This is a genomic window from Actinokineospora auranticolor (assembly GCF_002934265.1).
GTDB classification, from domain to species: domain Bacteria; phylum Actinomycetota; class Actinomycetes; order Mycobacteriales; family Pseudonocardiaceae; genus Actinokineospora; species Actinokineospora auranticolor.
In genome coordinates this window covers 276,814-300,466 of record NZ_PTIX01000001.1, presented here as the reverse complement: position 1 = coordinate 300,466, position 23,653 = coordinate 276,814, and the positions used below count along the sequence as shown (strand labels likewise).

Below are 23,653 nucleotides of genomic sequence, written 5' to 3'. Positions count from 1 at the left end.
ATGAGCACAACAGAGTCGGTTGAGCCGGTCACCGAGGAACTGGGCGGGGTCCCGGTGCCCCGGTTGGGTTTCGACGAGTTCCTGGCGTTCGGCCGGGAGGCGCTGATCCGGGCGGACGTGCCCGTGGTGATCACGCTGCCCGACAGCGTCCAAGGGCTGGGCCGCGAGGGTGTCGCGGAGCGGCTGGGCGACATGTCGGTGACGCTGTTCACCGAGCCCAGCGACAAGCAGAACTCCGCGCGCTGGACCACGCGCGACATCAAGCTGCGCGAGTTCTTCGCCGACGAGCGGTACCTGACCGACCCGGGCACGTGGAACCGGATCGTGTCCAACATCCGCAACAACCCGGCCGACGTCAACGCGATCCTGGGCTTCGACGCCGGGGAGCTGTTCGACTACCGGCGCTCGCTCAACGCGGCGAACCTGTGGATCAGCCACAAGGGCGTGTTCACCCAGAGCCACTTCGACGAGCTGGAGAACTTCAACATCGCGCTGGAGGGCCGCAAGCGGTTCGTGCTGGCGCCGCCGGGGTCGTGGGACTACTACCCGCGCTCGCTGCGCAAGGGCTTCGGCGACAAGTCCCAGGCGTTCGACTTCGACAACGTCGACGCGCGGCGGTTCCCCAAGCTGGTGGGCCGGTTGGCCGAGCGGCGCGAGCTGGTCCTGGAGCCCGGTCAGATGCTGTACCTGCCGCTGGGCTGGTGGCACCAGGCGGAGTCGCTGGCCGACATGAACATCAACATGAACTTCTGGCTGCGCGACACGAAGATCCTGCGCCGCCCGTACGTGCTCGGTGTCGCGCTCTACACCGCGCTCTACCGCAAGCTCAAGGGCGTCTACAACTACCAGCCCGCGGAGTCGCAGTCGTGACCGGGCGCGAGTCGATCACCCCGCCGCACCGGTACCGGGACAACGACAAGGCCGTCGGGATCGGCAACGCGTTCTGGGACATGTCCGAGCGCAACGGTCTCGCCGGGATCGTCGCCGAGCTCGACGACGGCCTGCTGCGCACCGCCGACGGGCACGAGTTCGTCAACTTCACCTGCTGCTCCTACCTCGACCTCGACTCGCACCCCGAGGTGATCGAGGGCGCGGTGGCCGCGCTGCGCCGCTTCGGCGTGCTCGACCACTGCATCCCGCGCAGCCGCGTGCAGATCCCGGCGCTGCTGGAGCTGGAGGCGTCGCTGGGCGAGCTGTGGGACGCCGACGTGGTGTCCGCGATCTCGGCGGGGGTGGCCAGCGCGGGACTGCTGCCGCTGGTCGCGTCCGGGCACCTCGGTGACGGGACCCGGCCGCTGATGGTGTTCGACAAGTACTGCCACGTGTCGATGGCCAACGCGAAGCCCGCGTGCGCGGACGAGACCGAGGTGGTCACCTGCGCCCACCACGACCTCGGCTTCCTGGAAGACATGTGCAAGCGCTACGAGCGGGTCTGCTACGTCGTCGACGGTGCCGACAGCCTCGGCGGGTACGCGCCGGTGAAGGAGCTCAACGACCTCCAGGACCGGTACGGGCTGCTGGTCTACTTCGACGACTCGCACTCCGTGTCGGCCTACGGCGAGCGCGGCATGGGGTACGTGCGGGAGAACAGCAGGCTGCAGGACGCGCGCACGGTCACCGTGGCCACGCTCAACAAGGCGTTCGGCACCAGCGGCGCGGCGATCGTGCTGGACGGCTTCGACAAGTCCGTGCTGCGGGTGATCGAGCGGTTCGCCGGGGCGCTGAGCTACTCGCAGCCGATGAACACCGCCGCCGTCGGCGCGTCCTTGGCGTCCGCGGCGATCCACCGGACGCCGGAGCTGGTCACGCGGCAAACCCGGCTGGCGGCCAACATCGAGCTGTTCGACTCGCTGGTGCGGACCGCGCAGTCGGGGGCGGAGTTCCCGATCCGGGTCGTGCCGATGGGCGACGACGCCGTCATCGACGCGGGCAGGCGGGTGTTCGAGGCCGGGTTCTACGTCTCGCCGGTGTTCTTCCCGATCGTGCCGCGCGGCACGGCCGGGCTGCGGGTGATGATGCGAGCCGGTCAGACGGTCGACCAGATCCGGTCGCTGTGCCGGGTGCTGGTCGAGGTCGGCGCCGACGCGGTCACCCTGGCCGACGAGGTGCCGGGCGGGGTGCTGCGGTGACCGGGGCCATCCCGCGCAGCGTCCTGTACACCCCGGCGCTGTCGCTGGACCGGGTCGTGAAGGCGTGGTCGTACGACGCGGACGTGCACCTGGTCGACCTGGAGGACTCGGTGCCGCCCCGGGAGAAGGCGGCGGCGCGGGAGGTGTGCCGCGCGGCCCTGGCGAAGGCGCCGAGACCGGAGAACGTCGCCGTCCGGGTGAACCCGCTGGGCACGGTCGAGGCGGTCCACGACCTGGTGCTGCTGGCCGAGTCGGCGGTGCGGCCCGGGTTCGTGGTGATGACGATGGTCGAGTCGGCGGTCGAGGTGCGCCTGCTGCGCGACACCCTGGCGGGCGCCGGGGCCGCGCCGGAGGTCTACGTGACCGTCGAGACCGTCGCCGCGCTGGCCGACCTCGACGCGATCACCGCGGCGGCCGACGGCCTGGTCCTCGGCTCGGCCGACCTGGCCGCGACGCTGGGCGTGGAGATCACCTGGGCCGGGATGCTCGCCGCCCGCCAGGCGATGGCCCTGGCCTGCGCGCGGCACGGCAAGGCGTGCGTGGACACGGCCAACTTCCGGCTGTCCGCGCCGGACGTGCTGGCCGACGAGCTGACCCGGATCCGGGAGCTGGGCTTCCACGGGAAGGCGACCGTGCACCCGGCGGAGCTGCCCGCGATCAACGCGGCCCTGCGCCCGGACCCGGCGGAACTGGCCAGGGCGCGGCGCGTGACGGAGGCGGTCCACGCGGCGGGCGGCGGGGTGGCGGTGCTGGACGGCGCGATGGTCGGCCCGCCCTTCGCCCGGCTGGCGGAGATGACGGCGGTGCGGGGAGACGCGTGGACAGCGCGGTTCGGAGGTGCGCGGACCGCACTGCTGGGGGGAGATGGCGTGGTCGAGCAGCGTGGGGGTGCGCGGTGAGAACGACGTGGACGACGGTCGACCGGATCGCTCCGGCGGATGGGGACGGTGCGGTCGGACGGCGCGGGGGTGCGCGGTGACGGCGGTGGAGATCCCGGCCACGGACCTCGTGGCGCCGGTGCGGGTGGCGGTGCTCGGCACCGGGGCGATCGGGCAGGACCTGGTGCACAAGGCGCTCCGGTCGCCCGTGTTGGACTGCGCGCTGGTGGCGGGGCGCAACCCGGAGTCCGCGGGCTTGCGGCACGCGGCCCGGCTCGGCTGCCCGACCAGCGCGGACGGCGTCGACGCGATCCTGGCGGCGGAGCGGTTCGCGGTCGTGTTCGACGCGACCAGCGCCGCCGCGCACGCCGAGCACCGGCGGCTGCTGGAGCCGCTGGGCACGCTGCTGGTCGACCTGACGCCGAGCAAGCTGGGCCGGATGGTGGTGCCGACGGTCACCGGGGTGCCGGAGTGCGCCGACATCAGCCTGGTCAGCTGCGGCGGTCAGGCGGCGGTGCCGGTGGCGCACGCGCTGGCGGGCCGGTACCGGGTCGAGTACCTGGAGGCCGTGTCGACCGTGGCCAGCACGATCGCGGGCCGCGCGACCCGGATCAACCTCGACGAGTACGTGGCCACCACCCGCCAGGCGCTCAGCGAGTTCACCGGGGTGCGCGACACCAAGGCGATCCTCAACATCAGCCCGGCGGTCCCACCCGCGACGTTCCGCACGGCCGTCCGCGCGATCGTCCCGGGCGCCGAGGTCGAGGAGGTCCGGGCCGCGGTGTCCACGGCGGCGAAGGCCGTGCGCACCTTCGCGCCGGGCTACGAGGTGCTGGGCTGCACCGTGACCGGCGACCGCGTGGTGGTGTCGGTCGAGGTCACCGCCAACAGCGATGTGCTGCCGCACTACGCGGGCAACCTCGACATCATCAACGCGGCCGCCATCCTGGCCGCCGAGCAGCACGCGGGCCGCTTGGCGCGCTCCGCGAGAACCGGGGTGCACCGATGACCCGGATGGCCATCCACCGCTCGGCAGTGCGCCGCCAGCCGATATCCGCCCATCAACACACGGCCTGTCACGCGTGGTCCAGGGAACCGGGGGTGCACCGATGAACCGAGTCATCATCCACGACCCCACGTTGCGCGACGGGCAGCACGCGGTGCGCCACCAGCTCGACGTCGCCGCGTTGCGCGGGTACGCCGAGGCCGCCGACGCGGCCGGTGTGCCGGTGGTCGAGGTCGGCCACGGCAACGGGCTGGGGGCGTCGTCCCTCCAGGTCGGGCGGGCCGCCGTGAGCGACGACGTGATGCTCTCGACCGTCCGGGAGGCGTTGCGGCACAGCCGGATGGGCGTGTTCATGCTGCCCGGCTGGGGCACGTCCACGGACCTGCACCGGGCGCTCGAGCACGGCGCGGACGTGGTGCGGATCGGGGTGCACTGCACCGAGACCTCGCTGGCCGAGCGGCACCTGGGCTTCCTCGCGGAACAGGGCGCGGACGGGCACTGCGTGCTGATGATGAGCCACATGGCTTCCCCCGACCAATTGGCCGAGCACGCCGTCGCGGCCGTCGGCTACGGCGCGCGGGCCGTCGGCCTGATGGACTCGGCGGGCAACTTCCTGCCACCGGACGTGTCCGCGCGCATCGGTGCGATCGCCGCCGCCGTCGACGTGCCGGTCATCTTCCACGGGCACAACAACCTGGGCATGGCGGTCGCCAACTCGGTCGCCGCCGCGCAGGCCGGGGCCACGATCATCGATGGCTGCGCGCGCGGCTTCGGCGCCGGCGCGGGCAACACCCAGCTGGAGGTGCTGGTGCCGGTGCTCGAACGCCTCGGCTTCGACACCGGCATCGACCTCTACGGCCTGCTCGACGCGGCCGAGTTCGCCGAGCGCGAGCTGATGCCCGCGCCGCCGGTCACCGGGTCGCTGAGCATCGTCAGCGGGCTCGCCGGGGTGTTCTCCGGCTTCAAGCACCAGGTGCTGGACGCGGCGGGCCGGGCCGGGGTGGACCCCCGCGACGTGTTCTTCGAGCTGGGCAGGCGGCAGGCGATCGCGGGCCAGGAGGACCTGATCGTGGACGTGGTCGCCGAGCTGGGCCGCCGGGAGGTCGCGTGACCACCACCGTCACCGCCGCGCGGATGTCCGGTCCGAAGCGGATGCTGCGGGTGGTCGACGCGCTGGCTGAGGTGTTCGCCGACCTCGCGGCGGGGGCGACTCGCTCGCCGTCGCGGACGGTCGTCGAACACGGTGACAGCCAGCTGCTGGCCGGGACAGCCGTGTGGGAGCGTCGCGGGGTGGGCAGCGTGAAGATCACGACGCTGACACCGGACAACCCCGCGCGCGGGCTGCCGCTGATCCACGGTGTCGTGGTGCTGACCGACCTGGTGACGGGCCGGATCACCGCGCTGCTGGACGGCGCCGAACTGACCGCCGTGCGGACCGGCGCGGTCGCCGCCCTGGCCACGCGGGTGTGCGCGGACCCGGGTGCGGACGAACTCTCCCTTGTCGGGGCTGGAGTTCAGGCAAGGGCGTTGGTGAACGCGGTGTCGGCCGTACGTCCGATCAGGACTGTTCGGGTGTTCTCCCGGACCCCGGCGCGGACCGGGGAGTTCGCGTCCTGGGTTCGGGAGAGCCACGGCCTGCCGGTGTCGGTGTGCGCCTCGGTGCGGGACGCCGTGGTGGACTCCCCGATCATCTGCACCGCGACGTCGACCTCGGGCTCGGAACCGTTGGTGGCGGCCGACTGGGTGGCGCGCGGCGCGCACGTCAACGTCATCGGCGGCACGCACGAGGATGCCGTCGAGGTCGACCCGGCGCTGCTCGCGGCGGCCTTCGTCGTGGTCGAGGAGCGCGCCGCGGCGGTCGAGGACGCCGGTGAGGTGCGGGCCGCGCTGGCCCGCGGCCTGATCACCGAGGCGGACCTGCACGACCTGGGCACCGTGACGGATCGACCCGTTGGCACCACGGTGTTCCGCGGTGTCGGTATGGCCATTGAGGACACCGCTGCCGCGGCGGCGCTCTACGAGGCGTCCGGGTGAGTGCGGCAGCGGACCATGAACGAGCGCTCGAACACGATGACGGTCTCACCGGTGGACTTGGTGCCGGTGGTCTCGACGGTGATGATCCCGTTGCCGGGCCGGGAGTTCGAGAGCCGCTTGCCGAGGATCCGGCTGGTGGCGTAGAGGGTGTCGCCGACGTAGACCGGGTCCTTGAGCCGGACCCGGTCCCACCCGAGGTTGGCCACGGCCCGCGCGGAGAGGGCCTGCACGGTCATGCCGCCGACGAGGCACAGCGTGATGCCGCTGTTGACCAGGATCCGCCCGTACTCGGCGCCCTCGCCGTAGGCGCGGTCGAAGTGCAGGGGGTGCTGGTTCATGGTCAGCAGGGTGAGCCAGGTGTTGTCGGTCTCGGTGAGCGTCCGACCGGGCCAGTGCCGGATCACCATGCCGGGCTCGAAGTCCTCGTAGTCGCCCCCGTGCTCCTCGACGAACTCGTCGTCCCCCACCTGCCGCAGCGTCATGCCCGCCCCTTCACGTTGGTTTGCAAAGGAAGTGCTCACCGATGACCACGCACCCCTGGTTCGGAGCTTACAGTTTCGCGCCGACGGCACCAGCCCCCGTCATCCGCGAGCGGCTGCACTACGAGATCCGCGACACGGGCTGGCCGTACCAGCCGTTCCTCCCCGCCGCCCCGATCGCCCTGCCCCGAGCCTCCCACGCCGAGCTGTTCCGCGCCGCTTCGGCACTGCTGGACCTGGTGCGGCGCACGGCCTTGGAGACGGCGGACACGACCGAGGGTCGGCTGAAGGCGTACCGGATGCCGGAGAGCGAGCACCGGCTGTTCGTGGCGGACCAACTCCTGGAGGAGCGCTACGCCGACCGCGTGGCCCGCCCGGACGTGGTGATCGGCCCGGACGGCCCGAAGTTCCTCGAGTTCAACGTCAGCGGCGCCCTGGGCGGTCCGATCGAGACGCACTGCCGGATGGCGGTGTGGCGTGACCTCTACGGCATCGACGGGTTGAGCCCGTTCGGCGCCCGGGCCGCGATGTTCCGGGACCTGTGCGTGGAACTCGGTGTGTCGCCGAGGGTGGCGATCGTCGGAAGTGCGCGGGACCAGGGGGTGTCGTCGACGCGGTACTTCGACCTGGAGTCCGAGTACTTCGGCGCCTTGGGCCTGCACGCGCGGTTCTTCGAGCCCGAGGATCTGCACGGAGCCTGGGATTGCGCGCCGGAGTCGCGGTACGGGGTGGGGTTGCGCAACTTCACCATCCCGGATTGGGAGGGCCTGGGGATCGACATGGCACCCGTGCAGGAGGCGCTGGACCACGGGTGCCTGCTGGTGGGCACGCAGACGTCGACTTTCCTGTCGAGCAAGGTGACCATGGGCCTGCTGTCGGAAGGACGGCCGTGGATGACCACCGCCGAACGCGCCTTGGTCGCGAAGTACCTACCGTGGACCCGAGTCCTGACCGACCGCCGAACAACCTGGGAGGACCGCGAGGTAGACCTGCTCCGCTTCACAGTGGACACTCAGGAGCGGTTGGTGTTGAAGGCGGGGCTGGGGATGAGTGGTGAACAGGTCATGATCGGCCGCGACACCGCCCCCGGCGAGTGGGAGTCGGCGGTGACCGCCGCGGCGGAGGTGGGGACGAGCGTCGTCCAGGAACACGTCACCCCGCAAACCTGCTCCCTGTGGGTGATCCCGGAGGAGGGAGACGAGGCCCACCAGGCGGAAGTCGCCCCGGTACTCGGCCCCCTCCTCTTCGGCTCCCACCCGGCGGGCATCATGACCCGCTTCTACGCCGACGGGAAGACCGGCATAGTCAGCGTCTACGGCGGCTCGGCATCGGACACCTGCGCGGTCGCGGTCTGATCGCCGAACCACGCGACCGCACCAGCCGAGCCGGACGATCTCGGACACCCGCCACCGCCCGGTCACACCGCGGTGTCGACCCCCTCCTGCCACGACGACCGGCTCGAGTCGGTCACGTGGCGGCGCCGAACCAGCGGGTCAGGTGCACCTGGAGTTCCCGTTGGTCGCCACCGACCCAGGCGACGTGACCATCCGGCCGCAGGAGCAGCGCGGGCACGTCCAACTCCTCGGTCACCTCCGCCACGTGATCCACCCTGTCCTCCCAGCCCGCCACCTGAAGCCCACCCGTCTGGTCGAGCAGAAGACCCCGACCACCGCGCATCCGCTCATAGAGACGACCGGTCTTGAGCGTCACGTCCCGCAGGCGTTTGCCCAGCAGGTCGTGGCCCTCACCGAGGTCGTACCGGATGTCGAGAGCGGTGATCTTCTCGATGAGCCTGCGGTTCACCTCGTCGATGTCCACCAACTCCGCCAACAGCCGCCGCACGGCCTGGGGGCCGGGATCGGTCGACATCAGGTGCATCTGCGCCCGCGTGTTGTCGAGCACGGCCGCGGCCACCGGGTGGCGTTCGGCCTGGTAGGTGTCGAGCAGATCGTCCGGCGCCCAACCCGCGACCGCCGCGGCGAGCTTCCACCCGAGGTTCACGGCGTCCTGGATGCCGAGGTTGAGCCCCTGCCCACCGGTGGGCGGGTGGATGTGCGCGGCATCGCCCGCCAGGAAGACGTTGCCCACCCGGTAGCGCTCGGCTTGACGGGTGGCGTCACCGAACCGGGACAGCCAGCGCGGGGAGTGGACACCGAAGTCCGTTCCCGCGTAAGCGTGGAGTTGCCGTTTGAAGTCGTCGAGGGTCGGCGGGATCGCACGGTCCTCCGCCACCCCGTCCGCCGGGACGATGACCCGGTAGTACCCCTCGCCGAGCGGCATGGTCCCAAACCGAGATTGCGTCTTGCGAACCTCAGCCCCCACAGCAGCCACCACCTCCGGCGACTCCGCGATGGCCATCTCCCCCAACAGCGTCTCCACGGTGGTGGGCTCACCGGGAAAGTCCACACCGACGAGCTTGCGAACCGTGCTACGACCACCATCGCAACCAACGAGGTACCGAGCCCGCAAGCAAGTCCCATCGGCAAGCTCAGCCGCAACCCCGCCATCCTGAGTGAGCCCAACGAGTTCAACACCACGACGAACCTCGGCACCCATCTCAACAGCACGCTCGGCAAGCAACCGATCAATAACAGTCTGCCGAATACCAAGAACATAGGAGTGACTGGTGTCGAGCCGCTCCGGCCACCCCTTGCCAAGCCCCGCAAAGAATCCCCCCACCGCATGCTTGGTCCCGAGGGCAAGGAACCGGTCCAGCAAACCACGCTGATCCATCAACTCGATGCTGCGCACATGCAACCCCAACGCCCGAACAACCGGCGTCGGCTCCACGTCCCGATCAAGCACCAGCACGCGCACACCGTGCAACCGCAACTCGCCCGCCAACATCAAGCCGGTCGGACCAGCCCCGACAATGACCACGTCGAACATGAACCGCCCATCCACTAAGCACACCCCCACACCCACAGGCCCCAACCACTACGGCGGGCAATTCTGGACCACAACCCAGCCCTTGCCACAAGCCCCCCAGTGCGCTATATGTTGAAGTGGGAGGGAGTCACTCCCCCAATCCCACACAACGGATCCCGCTCCCACACGGTCGAGCACCGGCCACCCCACAACCGCCGCAGGATCCCAGCCCCACCCAACGCAACGCGGCAACACCGGACCCACCCCACAACCGCCGCTTGAGTCCAGCCCCCCCGCCTAACGCAACGCGCCCGCACCATTCGCCTTGATTGGGTGGACTTGCTTTGCGTGGGGGGACGAGCCTGCCAAATTCTCCTGCGGGTGGGGTGGGCTTGCCCCTCCCCACCGCTCTTGCCCCACCGCAGGCTCGTAGGGGCCCTTGACCTCAAGGGGTCATTGCGACACGGTGTTTGACCAGAAGTTCGTTGTTGTCATCTTGTTCGCCGGTGGCATCACGAACCGGGTCTGGCGTTCCACCAGGGTCGGGATCTGAGACTTGCACGCGGACCCGAGGATTGGATCGCCTTCCCGGAAGTCGGGCACGGCCCGGTCCTCGTCCTCTTTCGGGCGTTCGCCGATGTTGACCATGCCCACGATCAGGTCATGTCGAGGCTGCTTCCGTCACGGTGACACACGTTTCGCGCGACCCGGATCGCAAAGCCTTGTGCGTCATGGCCCGCAACCCGCCCGCGCGTTCCAACTTGCGCGACTACGGTCGGGCACGCATCGCCGCAGCGCGTTTCCCCGACTTCACCGCTCGATAAGCCAGCCACCCACCAGTACGGGCTACCTCCCGAGCGATCACCGAATGACGCCGCACCAGCGCCCGCCCGATAAACCTGAAAGACCGCCTCGCTCTCAACTCCCGCGAAATCGTTTCCCGCTCCTCGGAACTCAACACCACACGCCACAGCATGATCTCTGATCACTCATCCCCGAGATCATCTCATGCCTGGCGCATCGACTCCTTGAGGTCAAGGACCGACAGAACCGGAAGATCAACAGCGAGCCTGTGGACAACTCACTGCCCGGCGGAAGCAGCACCCGCCTTGTCCCGGGCCAACAGGTCGGCAGCGATGCCCTTGGCCATTTCAGCAGGACGAGCATTCCGCAGCCGGATAGCGGTAATGATCGCTCCATCCGCCAACAGGTTGAGGGTCTCAGCAAGGCCATCAGCATCGTTGTACCCAGCCGCCACCAGCAGGTCACGGAGGTACGCGATCGTGGCCAGTTCGTGCCTGGCCGCGACCTGATGAGCCGGACTCTCCGGATCCGCCGACTCCACCATCGTGTGAATGGCGGCACACCCCCGGTAGTCATCGGCCACGAAGCGCTCCGCCAGGGCGTCTAACACGGTCAGCGGGGACCGCCGCGGGTTGCCACGGCGTCGGACAGCCAGGCGAGCCAGGTGTCGCTGAAGGTTCGGATCGTGAGGACGACCAGGTCGTCCTTGCTGGCGAAGTGCCGGTAGAACGACGCCCGGCCGACACCCGACACCGTCAACAGCCGCTCGACGCCGACGGCTCGGATGCCCTCCGCGTAGAACAGTTCCTGCGCCGCGCGCAGGAGGCGCTCGCGGGCATGGGTCGGCATCGGACGAGGATAGCACCCACAACGGTACCGTTCGGTACCGTCACGGACAGGGCGGCGCGTACGGCACGTCCTCGCCGACGTGCGCGCGCCAGCTGTCCGGGGTCAGAGTGCCGCGGGTGGTGTCACAGACCCGACGGGCATCGCCCACCACGTCGAGGTTCCACAGCCGCAGGGTCCGGTCCATGCTCCCCGTCGCCAGCGTCCGCCCGTCCGCGCTGAACGACACCGACAGCACGCCCGCGCCGTAGCCGCCGAGCGACTCCTCCGACAACACCGGCGCGCGCGGGTCGGAGACGTCCCACAACCGCACCGCCTGGTCGAAACCGCCCGTGGCCAACGTGCGGCCGTCCGGGCTGAAGGCCATGGTGAAGATCGTGTCGGTGTGCCCCGCCTGCGGTTCGGGCAGCCGCACGGGACGCGCGCGGTCCGTGACGTCCCACAGCCGCACGGTCGAGTAGTCGCCGGTCGCCAGGATCCGACCGTCCGGGCTGAACCGGACCGCGTACACCGGCGAGTCGTACACCAACGGCTCCCCCAGCGCCGTCGGCCGCGCCGGGTCGGACACGTCCCACAGCCGCACGGACTTGTCGAAGCTGCTGGACACCAGCGTGCGCCCGTCGGGGCTGAACGCGACCGTGTACACCGGACTGCTGTGCTCCGTGATCGACCGGAGAACCTTGGGGTGCAACGGATCTGCCACATCCCACACCGCGACGCTGTCGTCGCCCGCCCCCGAGGCCAACGTGCGCCCGTCCGGGCTGAACGCCAAGGTGTAAACCGTCTCGCTCCCCACGACCGGCTCCCCCAACTGCCTGGGGTGCACGGGATCGGAGACGTCCCACAGCCGGATCGAGTGGTCTTGACTGCCGGACGCCAGAACCCGACCGTCCGGCCGGTAGGCGAGCGCGTACACGATCTCCGTGTGCCCCTTCAGCGGTGGCCCCGCCTGCCGGACCTGGGCGGGTTCCGTCATCGACCACTGCCGCACCCCACCGCCCACGCCACCCGTGGCCAGCATCCCCGTCGCCGGGCTGACGGCTGTCGACGCGACCACGCCCAGACCCGCGTCCAGGGAACTGGGCGGCAGGTCCCACAACCGCACGACCCGGTCCGCACCCGCCGTGGCGAGCGTGTGCCCGCCCGGTCCGAACGCGACGGTGTGCACCGCGCGGGTGTGTCCGGTCAACGGTTCCCCCACCGCGACAGGTGGATCCGGGTCCGCGACGTTCCACAGCCGAGCGGACTGGTCGGTGCTGGCGGTGGCGACCGTCGCGCCGTCCGGGCTGAAGGCGACGCCGTTGACCGCGTTGGTGTGGCGCGGCGGCGATTCCGCGAGCGGTCGCGGCGCGGTCGGGTCGGTGACGTCGACCATGCGCAGCTTGGTGTCGCCGTTCGTGGCGACCAGGCGCCCGTCCGGGCTGAACGCCACCGAGGTCACCCGGACGTTCTTGTCGATCACCACCCCGCCCAGCGGCGCGGGTGCCGCCGGGTCGGCGACGCGCCAGAGCCGGATCGCGCCGTCGTCGCCGCCGGTGACCAGCGCCTGTCCGCCGAGGCCGAACGCCAGCGCGCCGACCGGCCCGTCGTGCGCCGCGATCGGCGGACCCGCGGGCCGGGGGTGCGCCGGGTCGGCGACGTCCCACAGCAACACGCGGTGGTCCGCGCCGCCGGTCGCCAGCACGGGCGCGTCCGGTTTGAACGCGACCGGCACCGCTCCCCTGGTGGCCACCGCCAGCGGTGCGCCGAGGCGGGCCGGGTGGGCCGGATTCGACACGTCCCACAACCAGACCTTGCCGTCCGAGCTCCCGGCCGCGAGCACCCGGCCGTCGGGGCTGAACGCCACGGACCCGAGTTGCCCCTCCGGCCCGATCAGCGGGCCGCCGAGCGCGACCGGGCGCCGTGGATCACCGACGGCCCAGAGCCGGACCGTCTGGTCCGCCCCCGAAGAGGCGAGGGTGCGGCCGTCGGGGCTGAAGGCCAGCCCCCAAACGCCATCCGTGTGGCCGGTCAGCGGTGTGGACAACGGCCCGTTGCCCGCGACCACCAGCCGCGAGTACGTGTCCTGACTCGGGCGCATCCGGTGCGCCACCAGGGAAAGCTGAGCCGAGAGCGACGGGTCGACCGGCCGCAGCCGGTCCGCCTCCGACACCACGCGCCGGTAGACGGCGAGGTCGCGCTGTTCGACGGCGTCCTGCCTGCTCTGCGCGGCCCACACCGCCGCGCCGGACGCCACCAGCGCCAACACGCCCAGAACCGCGATGACCGCGGTGCGCAGCCCGCTCGCGCGCCGCCGCGCCCGCACCCCGGCGTCGAGGAACGCCCACCCGGTCGCGCTCAGCTCGCCGGGGTGGGTCCCGGTCGCCTGTTCCAGCCTGCTTCCCCGGTACAGCAACGCGCCGTCGCGCCCGCCGCGAACCCACGCGACGGCGGCGTCCTCGAGGTCTTGGCGCAGCAACCGACCCGCGCGGTCGGCGTCGAGCCAGCCGCGCAGCCGGGGCCAGTGCCGCAGCAGGGCCTCGTGGGTGATCTCGACGGTGTCCGCGCGCCGGGTCAGCAGCCGGGCTTGGGTGAAGGCGTCGGCGACGGCGGCCACGCGGGCCGGGTCCATGCTCATCGAGAGCAGTTCGTCGCGGGAGAGCCTGCGCCGGATGTCTTCCGTGCCGTCGCCGACGCGCACCAGGCGCGGGAACAGCCAGGCGGCGGCGTTCCGCCCGGCCGGATCGAGTCCACTGTAGACGCGCTCGGCGGAGGTGGCCAAGGCGTACCGGATGCCGCCGGTGTCCTGGTACCCGCGGACCGTGAGGAGGTGACCGTGGCGTTGCTGCCAACCAACGCGCAGCGCGTGCGCGAGCAGCGGCAGCCGACCGGCCTCGTAGTCACCACCCGAGGCGCCGAGATCGCGCAACAGCACCTCGACGAACCCGTCCTCGACCCGCAGACCGGCCGCGCGCGCCGGGAACACGATGGCCTGCCGCAGCTCGGCCTCCGCCATCGGCCCGATCACCAGCGGCTTGTCCTGCAACGCGACGCGCAGCTCGGGGTGGTCCACGCACGCCGAGTAGAAGTCCGACCGGACACCGAACACGACGAGCGCGGCCGGGTTCGGCGCGGCGGCGAGCCGCACCAGGAGTTCGATGAAGGCCCGGCGTTGCGCCAGGTCCGGGCACAGCGTGAACAGCTCCTCGAACTGGTCCACCACGATCAGCGGACGGACCGAGTCCACAAGGGACACCCAGTCGGCCGGGTTGTCCGGCAGCGAGCCGGATCCGGTCAACGCGGCGATGTGCGCGGCCAACGCGCGCATGGGTTCCGCGGTCGGGGTGAGCACCACGGACGGCCGCCTGGCACCGGGCACCGCGCCGCGGGCGAACGCGGGCAGCAGCCCGGCGCGCAGCACCGACGACTTCCCGGCACCCGACGGCGCGACCACGACCTGCACGCCACCGGCCGTCTGCCTGCTGTCCAGGTGCGCCACCAGGTCCGCGACCACCCGCTCCCGCCCGAAGAACCACGCGGCCTGTTCGGGTCCGAATGCGGCCAGACCCGGGTAGGGGCAGTCCGATTCGACGCGTCCCGGTACCGCGCGCCGCTGCGCGGGCACGCCGTCGTCGTAGTACAGGTGCTGGTCGCCACCCACTTGCGTGAGATGGGCGGCCTGGATCGCCGTGCCGTACACGACACCGGTCATCTCGTTGCGCGACACGGACTTCGAGACCGTTCGGTCCTGTTCCACCGTCCACTCCTGAACCGCCGGGGATTCCAGGGTATGGAGAACACGGCCCGCGATCCGCGATCTTGGCAACGACCACCCGATCGGGCTGACGTTTGGCCGGCTTCTGTCAGATGGCACGGCTGACGTGGTGGACGACGACCGCGCGACCATGATTGTATACGCGTATACAAACTGCCGAGCATCATGGGGGATGCCATCGTGGGGAATCCGGATCGAGGGCGCGCGCTCGCCGCCGTGGCCCTGGCGCAGTTCATGGCGACGCTGGACATGTCGATCGTGAACGTGGCCCTGCCCGCCATCCGCGCGGGCCTGGGCGTGGACCCGTCCGCACTGCCCTGGGTGGTCAACGCCTACGCCCTGTTCTTCGGCGGGTTCCTGCTGCTCGGCGGCCGTGCCGCGGACGTGTTCGGGCAACGGCGGCTGCTGGTGTTGGGCACCGCCGTGTTCGCCGCCGCGTCGCTGGTCGGCGGGCTGGCGCGGGACCCGTGGCAGCTGATCGGCGCCCGCGCGCTGCAAGGACTCGGCGCGGCGCTGATGGCACCGGCCGCGCTGGCGCTGCTCACGCTGACGCAGCGGGAAGGCCCGGAGCGGGCGCGGGCGCTGGGGGTCTACGCGGCGGTGTCGGCGGTGGGCGGCTCGCTCGGGGTGCTCGCGGGCGGCCTGCTCGCCGAGTACGCGGGCTGGCGGTGGGTCATGCTGGTCAACGTGCCGTTCGCGGTGGCCGTGGTCGCGCTGGCCGTGCGCGCGGTGCCCCCGGGCGCGTTCGCGGGCGTGCGAGGGCGGTTGGACGCGGTCGGCGCAGTGCTGGCCACCGCCGGTGTCGGCGCGCTGATCCTGGGTGTGACGCGTACCGAGGGCCACCCGTGGACGTCGACTACGACCTTGCTGACGCTGGCCGGCGCGGTGGCGCTGCTCATCGCTTTCGCGTGGTGGGAACGCCGTGCTCCCGAGCCGTTGGTGCGCCTGGAACTGCTGGCCCACCGCTCGGTGTCGGGCGCGAACCTGTTCATGCTGCTGCTGTGCGCGGGCCAGTTCGCGGCGTTCTACTTCGTGTCGCTGTACCTGCAGCAGGTCCTCGGCCTGCCGGGCGCGCGAGCCGGGTTGGCGTTCCTGCCGATGTGCCTGGCCGTGGTGATCGGGATCGCCGCCTCGACGCGCCTGCTGCGCCGGGTGCGCGTCCGGCCGCTGCTGATCGCCGGTGGCCTGCTCGCCGCGGCCGGGTTCCTGTGGCTGGGTCTGGCGATCGGCCCGGACAGCGGTGTCGCCGCCGCCGTGCTCGCGCCGTCGGTCCCCACCGGGCTGGGCATCGGGCTGTGCTTCGTGCCGCTCACCGCCGCCGCCACCGGTGGCCTGCCCCGGCACGCGGCGGGCACCGCGTCGGCGCTGCTCAACAGCGCCCGCCAGATCGGCGGCGCGATCGGGCTCGCCGCGCTGGTGACCGCGCAGGTGGCGGTGACCGGCGGCCGGGAGGAGGTCTCCGCCACCACCGACGGCTACGGCGTCGGCCTGGTCCTGGCGGGCGCCTGCCTGCTCGCGGCGGCGGTGGTCGGCGCGGTCGTGCTGCCGCGCGCGTCTCGGACGGCGGTGGACGCGTGACCCGCCCGCGCGGTCCTGGGGGTCCGCGCGGGCGGGGGCGCGCGACAGGGGATTAGGGTTGGCCGGTCGAGGGGGGACCATGGCTGGCGAGGACGCGGGCAAGCGCAAGGTCGGGCGACCCGCGCGGCTGTCGGTCCAGGCCATCGCCGCGGCGGCGACCCGGATCGTGGCGGCCGAGGGCGTCGACGGGCTCTCGATGCGCCGCCTGGCCAAGGAGCTGTCGTCGACGCCCATGGCGCTCTACCACCACGTCCGCGACAAGGACGAGCTGCTGATGCTGGTGCTGGAGGAGTACGCCCGCGACCTGCCCCGTCCCGAGCTGCCCGCGGAGCCCCGCGCGCGGTTGCTGGCCGCGGCCACCACGATGTACGAGCTGCTGGCCGGGTTCCCGTGGGTGGTGGAGGTGCTGGCCACCGACGACCTGGCGGCGCCGTCCGCGCTGTGGCTGGTCGAGGACATCCTCGACGCGGCCATCGCGTGCGGGCTGTCCCCGGAGCGGGCCGTCTACGCCTACCGCGTCATCTGGTACTACACGGCCGGGGACCTGCACATCGGCTACCAGCGCACCCGTCGCCAGGCCGCGGCCGGGGAGCCCAAGCACCTGCGGCGGGTGTTCGCCGAGCTGGACCCGGCGCGGTTCCCCCGGATCACCTCGCTGGCCGCCGAGTGGGCCACGGTGGCCCGCGCGGACCGGCACCGCGAGGCGCTCGCCGACATCATCTCGGGACTGCTCGACTGAAGGTCCACTGCGGACTGGGAAAGAACTGTTGTTGGGGCCGGGTTCACGCGGTCGGACGGTGCCGTTCACGACCGGTGCGCCACCGCGTCGGCCGGGCCGGTCAGGCTGGTGCGGTGTACGACGAAGCCGGGCCCACCCGGGCGGCGGAACTGGCCGCGGCGCTGCTGGGTTCCCTCGGGAACCGCTGGCGGCACACCGTGGCGGTTGCGGGACGAGCGGCCGAGCTGGCCGTGACGGTGTCGCGGGCGGAGCGGTCCGTCCTGGTCAGCGCCGCGTGGCTGCACGACATCGGCTACGCGCCCGACCTGGTGGAGACCGGTTTCCACCCGATCGACGGCGCCCGGTACCTGACCCGCGCGGGCTGGCCGGACCGGATCGCGGCACTCGTCGCGCACCACTCCGGCGCCCGCTTCACCGCGCCGTTCCTCGGGTTGGGTCGCCAGATGGCGACCTACCCGTACGAGGACTCCCCCGTCTCGGACGCGCTGACCTACGCGGACCAGACGGTGGACAACCGGGGCACGCGCGTCTCGCTGCGTGACCGGTTCACCGAGATGCTGTCCCGCCTGGGGCCGGACTCGGCCAACGCGCGCGCCCACCACCTGCGTGAACCCGACCTGCTGGCGGCGGCGCACCGGGTGGAGCGCAGACTCACCAGTTGCCGCTGAGCGGGTCCCGGCGTCGACCGGGACCCGCCCTCCGGCTACCTGGGCGCGCAGTCGTAGAGACCCTGTGCGCCGCCGAAGAAGCCGCCGGACTCGGTCGGGGCGGTCGTGCCGCCGTACTCGGTCGCTGGGACCTCGCGGCAGTTCTGGTCGATCCACTGCTGCCTGCCCGTCGCGGCGCCGAACCCACCCGGACCACCGGGTCCGCCTCGGCCGCCCCCCGGAAAACCACCGCCACCACCGAGGACGTAGCGCAGGGTGCCGTCGGCGGACCAGGTGCGCAACTGCTCGACCGACGGGGCGTTGTCGGCGCCCATGAAGCCGCCCATACCGATGACGACCTCGTCGCTGCCGAAGATGAAACTAGAGGCCATCATCGACGGGCCGTTGACCGCCAGTGTGATCGCGGCACCACCGGAGTTGCGCTTGGCGTAGTCGAGGACCTTGCGCTGCTCGGCGGTGAGTCCGGTCTCCGCACCGGGGAAGCGACCACCCGCGAACTGGCCGCGGGGAACCTGACCGCCGCCCGGTCCACCCGGGGGCATGCCGCCCCCCGGGAACCGGCCACCACCGGGGAATTGGCCTCCCGGCGGGAACTGTCCGCCGGGGCCACCTCCACCGGGGAAGCGACCACCGGGACCGCCGCGCATCCCGAAGCCACCGAAGTCACCGGACGGTCCGGCGGCGGGCATCACCCCGTTCCCCGACGCTTGCACCGCCGTTCCGACACTCCACACCACCGGCACCAGCAGCAACGCCAGCAGTCCCGCGGCGAGCCCAGGACCGCTCAACGCGGGCACGAACCGACCGCCCACCAACCCGATGACCGCGACGGCGGCCACCACCAGAACGGCCCACGACGTCCAGCCGTTCCAGTTCGCGCGCAGTGACAATTCCGAGGCCCAGATCGCGGTTCCGGCCACGGCGAGCGGCAGCAGCGTCCAGCCGAATCCTTCCGGGTCGCGGTAAACACGCCACAACCACCGCAGGCCAACGGCGACGATGGCCGCTATGGGCGGTGCGAGCATCGTCGTGTAGTACGGGTGCCAGATGCCTTGTGCGAAGCTGAACACAACCGTGGTGACTACGAGCCAACTCCCCCAGAGCACCCACAACGCGCGCTCCGCCGGGGTTCCCGTGGTGCGCCGCGCCACGGCGAAGATCACCACGCCGACCAGGATCGCCAGCGTGAGCGGCAGCAGCCAGGAGATCTGGCCGCCGACGGAGTCGTTGAACATCCGGCCCGCGCCGGGCGTCTCGCCGAACCCACCGAACCCCGGCCCGCCACCCGGACCGCCGGGGCCGCCACCGGGCGCGTTCCCCGGGTCGAACCCCGGCGGTGGACCGGCGCCCGGCGACATGTTGCCACTGCCGCCGAACACCCGGCCGAGTCCGTTGTAGCCGATCACCAGGTCCCACGCGGAACCGTCGGTGCTGCCACCGATGTAGGGCTTGCGGCCCGGCCACAGCGCGTGCGCCGCCAGCCACCAGAACGACGAAGCGACGAGCACGACCGCCGCCGCGGCGAGGTCGAACAGCCTGCGCCGCAACGGGACCGCGGTGAACACCAGGTAGGCGACCGCCAGTCCGGGCACCAGGATCCACGCCTGCAACATCTTCGTCAGGAAGCCGCAGCCGATCAAGGACGAGCACAGCAGCAACCAGCGGGTGCGGGCGCCGCTGTCGGCCGACTTGATCGCGCGGGTGAACGCGTAGGCGGCGGCCACGAGCAGCAGGACCAGCAGGGTGTCCGGGTTGTTGTCCCGGTTGATCGCGACGGTGACCGGGGTGACCGCGAGTACCAGCGCGGCCAGCAGCGCCGCCTTCTCCCCCGCCCACAGCCGGACCGCGCGGTGCAGCAGGAACACCGCCGCCACGCCTTCGACGACCTGCGGCAGCAGCAGCGCCCAGCCGTGGAAACCGAAGATCAGCACCGAGATCGCCTGCGGCCACAACGACATCGGCGGCTTGTCCACCGTGACGACGCCGTACGGGTCGAAGGAGCCGAACAGGAAGTTGCCGAACCCGTGGGTCATCGACTTCACCGCGGCGGCGTAGTAGGTGTTGCCCATCTGCCCCGCGCCGATCCGCCACGCGTACAGCACCGCCGCGCCCGCGCATACGGCCACGAGCGTCCACACCGCCCATCGGGCGCGCCGGGGTTCCCCGGGTGGTTCGGCGACCGGCCTGGCCTCGTCCGGCTGCGGCGCCTCGGTGGGGGTGGTGACGGTCATGACTCGTCCTTCATCGTCGATCCTTTTCGTTGACGCGCGCGGAATACCCAGCCGCGCAGCAGGAGGAAGCGTCCCGCGGTGCCCAGCACCGAGGACACCAGCAGCACCACCAGTTCGAGCAACCGCGGCGGGTTGGGGTCGACGTGGTGCAGCGCCAGCAGCGCGCCCGAGGTGAACGCGTAGTACAACCCGAACACCGCGAAGCCCTGGAGGTGGGCGTGGCCGCGGCCCTTGACGGTTCCGGTGAAGGTGTAGCGCCGGTTGGCCTCGGTGTTGAACAGGGTGGTCAGCACCAGCGCGACCAGGTTGGCCACCAGCACCGGCCACCAGAGCCGGAAAGCGCTGTACAGCGCGAGGTTCGCGACGGTGGAGACCACGCCGACGGCCGCGAACGACAGCAGCTGCCAGGAGAGCGCGCCGGTGCGGCGGCCCAGCACCGCGTCCGGGTGCGCGGCGCTGGGCGCCGGTCGGGTGGGCAGGCCGGGGACCCGGGCCGCGCCGGTGGCCTTGGCGCGCGCCACGCGAGCCAGGCCGCGCAGGTCGGCAAGCGCCGTGCCCACCACGTCGACCCGGCTGTCCACGTCCTCGACCCAGTCCACCGGGACCTCGTGCACCCGCAGGCCGTTGTACTGCGCCAGCAGGAGCAGTTCGGTGTCGAAGAACCAGCCGTCGTCGCGGACCCGGTCCAGCAGCGGGCGGAGCACCGCGGTGCGCGCGGCCTTGAAACCGCACTGGGCGTCGGAGAAGCGGGCGCCGTGGGTGAGCCGGACGACCCTGTTGTAGCAGCGGGAGACGAACTCGCGCTTGGGGCCGCGCACGGTCCGCGCGCCCGCCGCGAGGCGGGAGCCGATGGCGATGTCGGAGTGCCCGTTGAGCAGCGGCGCCACCAGCGGGGCGAGCGCGTCGAGGCCGGTGGAGAGGTCGACGTCCATGTACACGACGACGTCCGCGCTGCTCGCCCCCCAGGACTCGCGCAGCGCCAGGCCGCGGCCCTTGCGGTCGAGGTGCTGCACGCGGACGCGGTCGTGGCTGACCGCGAGGTCGACCGCGACCGCGCGGGTGCCGTCGGTGCTGGCGTTGTCGACCACCACGATCGTCCAGTCGTGTGGGAAGTGCTCGGTGAGGTACTCGTGCAGCACCCGAACGCAACCGGGCAAGGCGCGTTCCTCGTTGTGCACCGGTACCATTATGTCCACTGTGGACAGCACCGGCGGGGTCCCCGCCCTCGGCCGTCCCGGGCTCGCCGCCACCGACACGTCGATGTCTCCCTGCCGTCCTGGTTCTGCCGGATCGTGACCGGTCGTCACTCACGGTGGCCCGGACCGCATGAGAACGGCCTTGGCACCCGCTGAGAGATTCGTGAGAGCCCATCCCAGTCCCCCGTGGCAAAACCACCCCCTCCGCCCGCCGCCGGTCGATCAGTAGCCTGTTAAGCCACGCAGAAGGGCGATGGCATGCGGTTGCTGGTGGTGGACGACGACCCCGACGTGCGGGAGAGCCTGCGGCACAGCCTGGAGTTCGAGGGCTACGAGGTGGTGACCGCGGCCGAGGGCGCGCAGGCGCTGCGGCTGGTGCTGACCGCGCGCAGACCGGACCTGGCGATCCTCGACCTGATGATGCCCGAGGTGGACGGGCTGGAGACGTGCCGTCGGCTGCGCGCGGCCGGGGAGCGGATGCCGGTGCTGATGCTGACCGCCCGCGACAGCCTGGGCGACCGGGTGACCGGCCTGGACGCGGGCGCCGACGACTACCTGGTCAAGCCGTTCGCGCTGGAGGAGCTGCTGGCCAGGGTGCGGGCGCTGCTCAAGCAGAACCGCGGCCCGGCCCGGCCGCCGCGCGCGCACGAGTGCGACGACCTGCGGCTGGACCTGGACACCCGCGAGGTGAGCCGGTCCGGTCGGCCGATCGACCTGACACCGACGGAGTTCGACCTGCTGGCCGTGCTGCTGGAGGCATCGGGCCGGGTGCTGACCCGCGCGCACCTGCAGCGGGCGGTGTGGGGGCGCGACCCCGGTACCAACAACCTCGACGTCTACATCGGCTACTTGCGGCGCAAGACGGAGGTGGGCGGGCAGAGCAGGCTGCTGCACACCGTGCGCGGTGTCGGCTTCATCCTGCGCACGCAGCCGTGACCGGTGAGCGGCGGCTGCTGCTGCGCACCCGGATCGCGCTCGGCACGGCGTGCGTGATGGCGCTGGCCATCGCCGCGATCAGCGTCGTCGTGTGGCTCACCACCCGGCACAACCTGCGTGCCCAGGTGGACGACACGCTGCTGGGTCGGCTGCCCCCGCCGGCCGCGCCACCACCGCCGCGGCCGGACTTCCACCGGCTGTGCGCGGGCGGCGACCCGCAGAGCTTCATGCGCGACATCCAGTTGCTCCGAGCCGACGGCACCACCTGCGCGCCATCGCGCGCCGACGCGGTGGTGACCGAACCGGGCGACGGCGACGGCGGCGCCGACCGCCTGCGCGACGGCGTGACCCGCTCGGGGGCCCGGGTGCGGGTGCTGCTGCACCCGGTGGGCAACGGCGAGGTGCTGCTGCTCAGCCGCGACCTGGTCGAGATCGAAAACACGCTGACCAACCTGGGCAACGTGCTGATCGTGGTCTCGGTACTGGGCGCGGCCATGGTCGCCGCTACCGGAGCCCTCCTGACCCGCGGCGCACTGGCCCCGATGGCACGCCTGACGAGCGCGGCGGAGGAGATCGCGCGCACCGAGGACCTGACCACCCCGGTGGCGGTGTCAGGCCGTGACGAGGTAGGTCGACTGGGCCGCGCGTTCACCCGGATGACCACCGCCCTGGCCGAGTCCCGCCGCCGCCAACGAGCCCTGGTCGACGACGCGGCCCACGAACTGCGCACCCCCCTGACCAGCCTGCGGACGAACATCGACCTGCTGGTCCGCAGCGAACGCACCGGCCGACCACTGGTCCCGGCCCAACGCGCCCGGGTCCTGGACCGGATCCAGGCCCAGGCCCGCGAGTTCGGCGACCTGGTCAGCGAACTGGTCGTCCTGGCCCGCGACGAACGAGAACTCAGCGCCGAACCCGTGGCGGTCGCCGAAGTGATCGACCGAGCGGTCCAACGAGCGGCGGTGCGAGCGGGCGACCGCGTGCTGGACGTCCGCGTACGCCCGTGGACGGTGGTCGGCGACGCGGTAGCGCTGGAGCGATCGGTCCTGAACCTGCTGGACAACGCGGTGAAGTTCACCCCCGAAGACACCCGCATCACGGTCCGCTCGGCCCCCGGCTGGCTCACCGTGGCGGACGAGGGGCCAGGGGTGCCGCCCACGGACCGGCCGCTCGTCTTCGGCCGCTTCTGGCGTTCACCCCACGCCCGAGCCCTACCGGGCTCCGGCCTGGGCCTGGCCATCGTCTCCGACACCATCACCGCCCACGGCGGCACCGTCCGGTTCGAAGACCCACCCAACGGGACGGGCGCCCTGGTCCGCGTCGAACTCCCCACGGCCACCTAGCCTCACCGCGTCCCCGAGTTGTCCACAGGCCCCCAAGATCAACCCACCGATTTGTCGGTGCGCGCCACTAGCATGGAAGTCGGGGGCCGAGGGCCGACCTCGTCAAGATCATCTATCCGACCCGCGCCCACATCCGCAGCTCGAACCCATGATCAAGACGTTCG

General features: G+C 71.7%; 20 protein-coding genes and 1 pseudogene. 12 read left to right on the top strand and 9 right to left on the bottom strand.

From position 1 onward, the window contains the following. The 6 genes from CLV40_RS01320 to CLV40_RS01295 all read left to right on the top strand — a co-directional run bounded on the left by CLV40_RS01320 (window position 1) and on the right by CLV40_RS01295 (window position 6,047). Window positions 1-870 carry a cupin-like domain-containing protein gene (locus CLV40_RS01320; protein WP_104476059.1) on the top strand — a complete coding sequence of 290 codons (870 nt, stop codon included), beginning with the start codon at window positions 1-3 and terminating at the stop codon, window positions 868-870. Beyond that, window positions 867-2,129, top strand: coding sequence for an 8-amino-7-oxononanoate synthase family protein (locus tag CLV40_RS01315; protein WP_104476057.1), 1,263 nt, complete (start codon window positions 867-869; stop codon window positions 2,127-2,129). Before CLV40_RS01320 ends, CLV40_RS01315 begins: the two co-directional genes overlap by 4 nt. Continuing rightward, window positions 2,126-3,028 carry an HpcH/HpaI aldolase/citrate lyase family protein gene (locus tag CLV40_RS01310; protein WP_104476056.1) on the top strand — a complete coding sequence of 301 codons (903 nt, stop codon included), beginning with the start codon at window positions 2,126-2,128 and terminating at the stop codon, window positions 3,026-3,028. The genes CLV40_RS01315 and CLV40_RS01310 overlap by 4 nt, the downstream gene beginning before the upstream one ends. Before the next feature lie 76 nt (window positions 3,029-3,104). After that, entirely contained in the window at window positions 3,105-4,016 is a 912-nt protein-coding gene (locus CLV40_RS01305) for an acetaldehyde dehydrogenase (acetylating) (RefSeq protein ID WP_219823869.1), read from the top strand. Between the two features lie 100 nt (window positions 4,017-4,116). Continuing rightward, window positions 4,117-5,124 carry a 4-hydroxy-2-oxovalerate aldolase gene (dmpG, locus tag CLV40_RS01300; protein WP_104476053.1) on the top strand — a complete coding sequence of 336 codons (1,008 nt, stop codon included), beginning with the start codon at window positions 4,117-4,119 and terminating at the stop codon, window positions 5,122-5,124. Then, window positions 5,121-6,047, top strand: coding sequence for an ornithine cyclodeaminase family protein (locus CLV40_RS01295; protein WP_219823868.1), 927 nt, complete (start codon window positions 5,121-5,123; stop codon window positions 6,045-6,047). The genes dmpG and CLV40_RS01295 overlap by 4 nt, the downstream gene beginning before the upstream one ends. Here the strand turns inward: CLV40_RS01295 and CLV40_RS01290 are convergent. After that, complete coding sequence (locus tag CLV40_RS01290; RefSeq protein ID WP_104476051.1) at window positions 6,029-6,529, bottom strand: MaoC family dehydratase; 501 nt, start codon at window positions 6,527-6,529, stop codon at window positions 6,029-6,031. The genes CLV40_RS01295 and CLV40_RS01290 overlap by 19 nt on opposite strands. Before the next feature lie 41 nt (window positions 6,530-6,570). On the opposite strand from CLV40_RS01290, the gene CLV40_RS01285 reads away from it, so the two are divergent. Next, on the top strand, window positions 6,571-7,881 hold the full coding sequence (locus CLV40_RS01285) for a hypothetical protein (protein WP_104476049.1): 1,311 nt from the start codon (window positions 6,571-6,573) through the stop codon (window positions 7,879-7,881). A gap of 112 nt (window positions 7,882-7,993) precedes the next feature. Here CLV40_RS01285 and rox read toward each other — a convergent pair whose 3' ends face one another. From rox to CLV40_RS01265, 6 genes and pseudogenes are all read right to left on the bottom strand, one after another. Continuing rightward, the gene (rox, locus tag CLV40_RS01280) at window positions 7,994-9,415 is read right to left on the bottom strand and encodes a rifampin monooxygenase (protein WP_104476737.1); all 1,422 of its coding nucleotides are present in this window, start codon (window positions 9,413-9,415) and stop codon (window positions 7,994-7,996) included. A 489-nt stretch (window positions 9,416-9,904) separates the two neighbouring features. Continuing rightward, window positions 9,905-10,042: pseudogene (locus CLV40_RS01275) on the bottom strand (IS30 family transposase); the annotation flags it as partial. A gap of 121 nt (window positions 10,043-10,163) precedes the next feature. Next, window positions 10,164-10,370 (bottom strand): helix-turn-helix domain-containing protein, encoded by a 207-nt coding sequence (locus CLV40_RS40670; protein WP_146107878.1) that lies wholly within the window; start codon window positions 10,368-10,370, stop codon window positions 10,164-10,166. Between the two features lie 105 nt (window positions 10,371-10,475). Next, the gene (locus CLV40_RS39235) at window positions 10,476-10,781 is read right to left on the bottom strand and encodes a hypothetical protein (protein WP_245930930.1); all 306 of its coding nucleotides are present in this window, start codon (window positions 10,779-10,781) and stop codon (window positions 10,476-10,478) included. A 29-nt stretch (window positions 10,782-10,810) separates the two neighbouring features. Further along, window positions 10,811-11,047, bottom strand: coding sequence for a TetR/AcrR family transcriptional regulator (locus CLV40_RS39230; protein ID WP_245930927.1), 237 nt, complete (start codon window positions 11,045-11,047; stop codon window positions 10,811-10,813). A gap of 40 nt (window positions 11,048-11,087) precedes the next feature. Next, a complete protein-coding gene (locus tag CLV40_RS01265) occupies window positions 11,088-14,780 on the bottom strand; it encodes an nSTAND1 domain-containing NTPase (RefSeq protein WP_104476046.1) in 3,693 nt (1,230 codons plus the stop codon). A 198-nt stretch (window positions 14,781-14,978) separates the two neighbouring features. Between CLV40_RS01265 and CLV40_RS01260 the strand changes: the two genes are divergently transcribed. From CLV40_RS01260 to CLV40_RS01250, 3 genes are all read left to right on the top strand, one after another. Next, entirely contained in the window at window positions 14,979-16,376 is a 1,398-nt protein-coding gene (locus CLV40_RS01260; protein ID WP_245930925.1) for a DHA2 family efflux MFS transporter permease subunit, read from the top strand. A 79-nt stretch (window positions 16,377-16,455) separates the two neighbouring features. Further along, the gene (locus tag CLV40_RS01255) at window positions 16,456-17,115 is read left to right on the top strand and encodes a TetR/AcrR family transcriptional regulator (protein WP_104476043.1); all 660 of its coding nucleotides are present in this window, start codon (window positions 16,456-16,458) and stop codon (window positions 17,113-17,115) included. A 113-nt stretch (window positions 17,116-17,228) separates the two neighbouring features. Further along, window positions 17,229-17,783 (top strand): HD domain-containing protein, encoded by a 555-nt coding sequence (locus CLV40_RS01250; protein ID WP_104476041.1) that lies wholly within the window; start codon window positions 17,229-17,231, stop codon window positions 17,781-17,783. Between the two features lie 35 nt (window positions 17,784-17,818). Here the strand turns inward: CLV40_RS01250 and CLV40_RS01245 are convergent, their stop codons facing one another. Then, the gene (locus CLV40_RS01245) at window positions 17,819-20,014 is read right to left on the bottom strand and encodes an ArnT family glycosyltransferase (protein WP_104476039.1); all 2,196 of its coding nucleotides are present in this window, start codon (window positions 20,012-20,014) and stop codon (window positions 17,819-17,821) included. Beyond that, window positions 20,011-21,201 (bottom strand): bifunctional glycosyltransferase family 2/GtrA family protein, encoded by a 1,191-nt coding sequence (locus tag CLV40_RS01240; protein WP_104476038.1) that lies wholly within the window; start codon window positions 21,199-21,201, stop codon window positions 20,011-20,013. The genes CLV40_RS01245 and CLV40_RS01240 overlap by 4 nt, the downstream gene beginning before the upstream one ends. Before the next feature lie 267 nt (window positions 21,202-21,468). Here CLV40_RS01240 and CLV40_RS01235 point away from each other — a divergent pair, with 267 nt between their 5' ends. Next, window positions 21,469-22,146 carry a response regulator transcription factor gene (locus CLV40_RS01235; RefSeq protein ID WP_104476036.1) on the top strand — a complete coding sequence of 226 codons (678 nt, stop codon included), beginning with the start codon at window positions 21,469-21,471 and terminating at the stop codon, window positions 22,144-22,146. Further along, window positions 22,143-23,489, top strand: a complete 1,347-nt coding sequence (locus CLV40_RS01230; RefSeq protein WP_104476034.1) for a HAMP domain-containing sensor histidine kinase — start codon at window positions 22,143-22,145, stop codon at window positions 23,487-23,489. The genes CLV40_RS01235 and CLV40_RS01230 overlap by 4 nt, the downstream gene beginning before the upstream one ends. The last annotated feature ends 164 nt before the right edge of the window (window positions 23,490-23,653 follow it).

What these genes read in the sequence shown, in the direction of transcription:
- CLV40_RS01285 (WP_104476049.1), top strand. Translation starts at nt 6,571, where the DNA reads ATGACCACGCACCCCTGGTTCGGAGCTTACAGTTTCGCGCCGACGGCA.
- CLV40_RS01290 (WP_104476051.1), bottom strand. Translation starts at nt 6,529, where the DNA reads ATGACGCTGCGGCAGGTGGGGGACGACGAGTTCGTCGAGGAGCACGGG.
- CLV40_RS01245 (WP_104476039.1), bottom strand. Translation starts at nt 20,014, where the DNA reads ATGACCGTCACCACCCCCACCGAGGCGCCGCAGCCGGACGAGGCCAGG.
- CLV40_RS40670 (WP_146107878.1), bottom strand. Translation starts at nt 10,370, where the DNA reads ATGCTGTGGCGTGTGGTGTTGAGTTCCGAGGAGCGGGAAACGATTTCG.
- CLV40_RS01255 (WP_104476043.1), top strand. Translation starts at nt 16,456, where the DNA reads ATGGCTGGCGAGGACGCGGGCAAGCGCAAGGTCGGGCGACCCGCGCGG.
- rox (WP_104476737.1), bottom strand. Translation starts at nt 9,415, where the DNA reads ATGTTCGACGTGGTCATTGTCGGGGCTGGTCCGACCGGCTTGATGTTG.
- CLV40_RS01320 (WP_104476059.1), top strand. Translation starts at nt 1, where the DNA reads ATGAGCACAACAGAGTCGGTTGAGCCGGTCACCGAGGAACTGGGCGGG.
- CLV40_RS39230 (WP_245930927.1), bottom strand. Translation starts at nt 11,047, where the DNA reads ATGCCGACCCATGCCCGCGAGCGCCTCCTGCGCGCGGCGCAGGAACTG.
- dmpG (WP_104476053.1), top strand. Translation starts at nt 4,117, where the DNA reads ATGAACCGAGTCATCATCCACGACCCCACGTTGCGCGACGGGCAGCAC.
- CLV40_RS01235 (WP_104476036.1), top strand. Translation starts at nt 21,469, where the DNA reads ATGCGGTTGCTGGTGGTGGACGACGACCCCGACGTGCGGGAGAGCCTG.
- CLV40_RS01240 (WP_104476038.1), bottom strand. Translation starts at nt 21,201, where the DNA reads ATGGTACCGGTGCACAACGAGGAACGCGCCTTGCCCGGTTGCGTTCGG.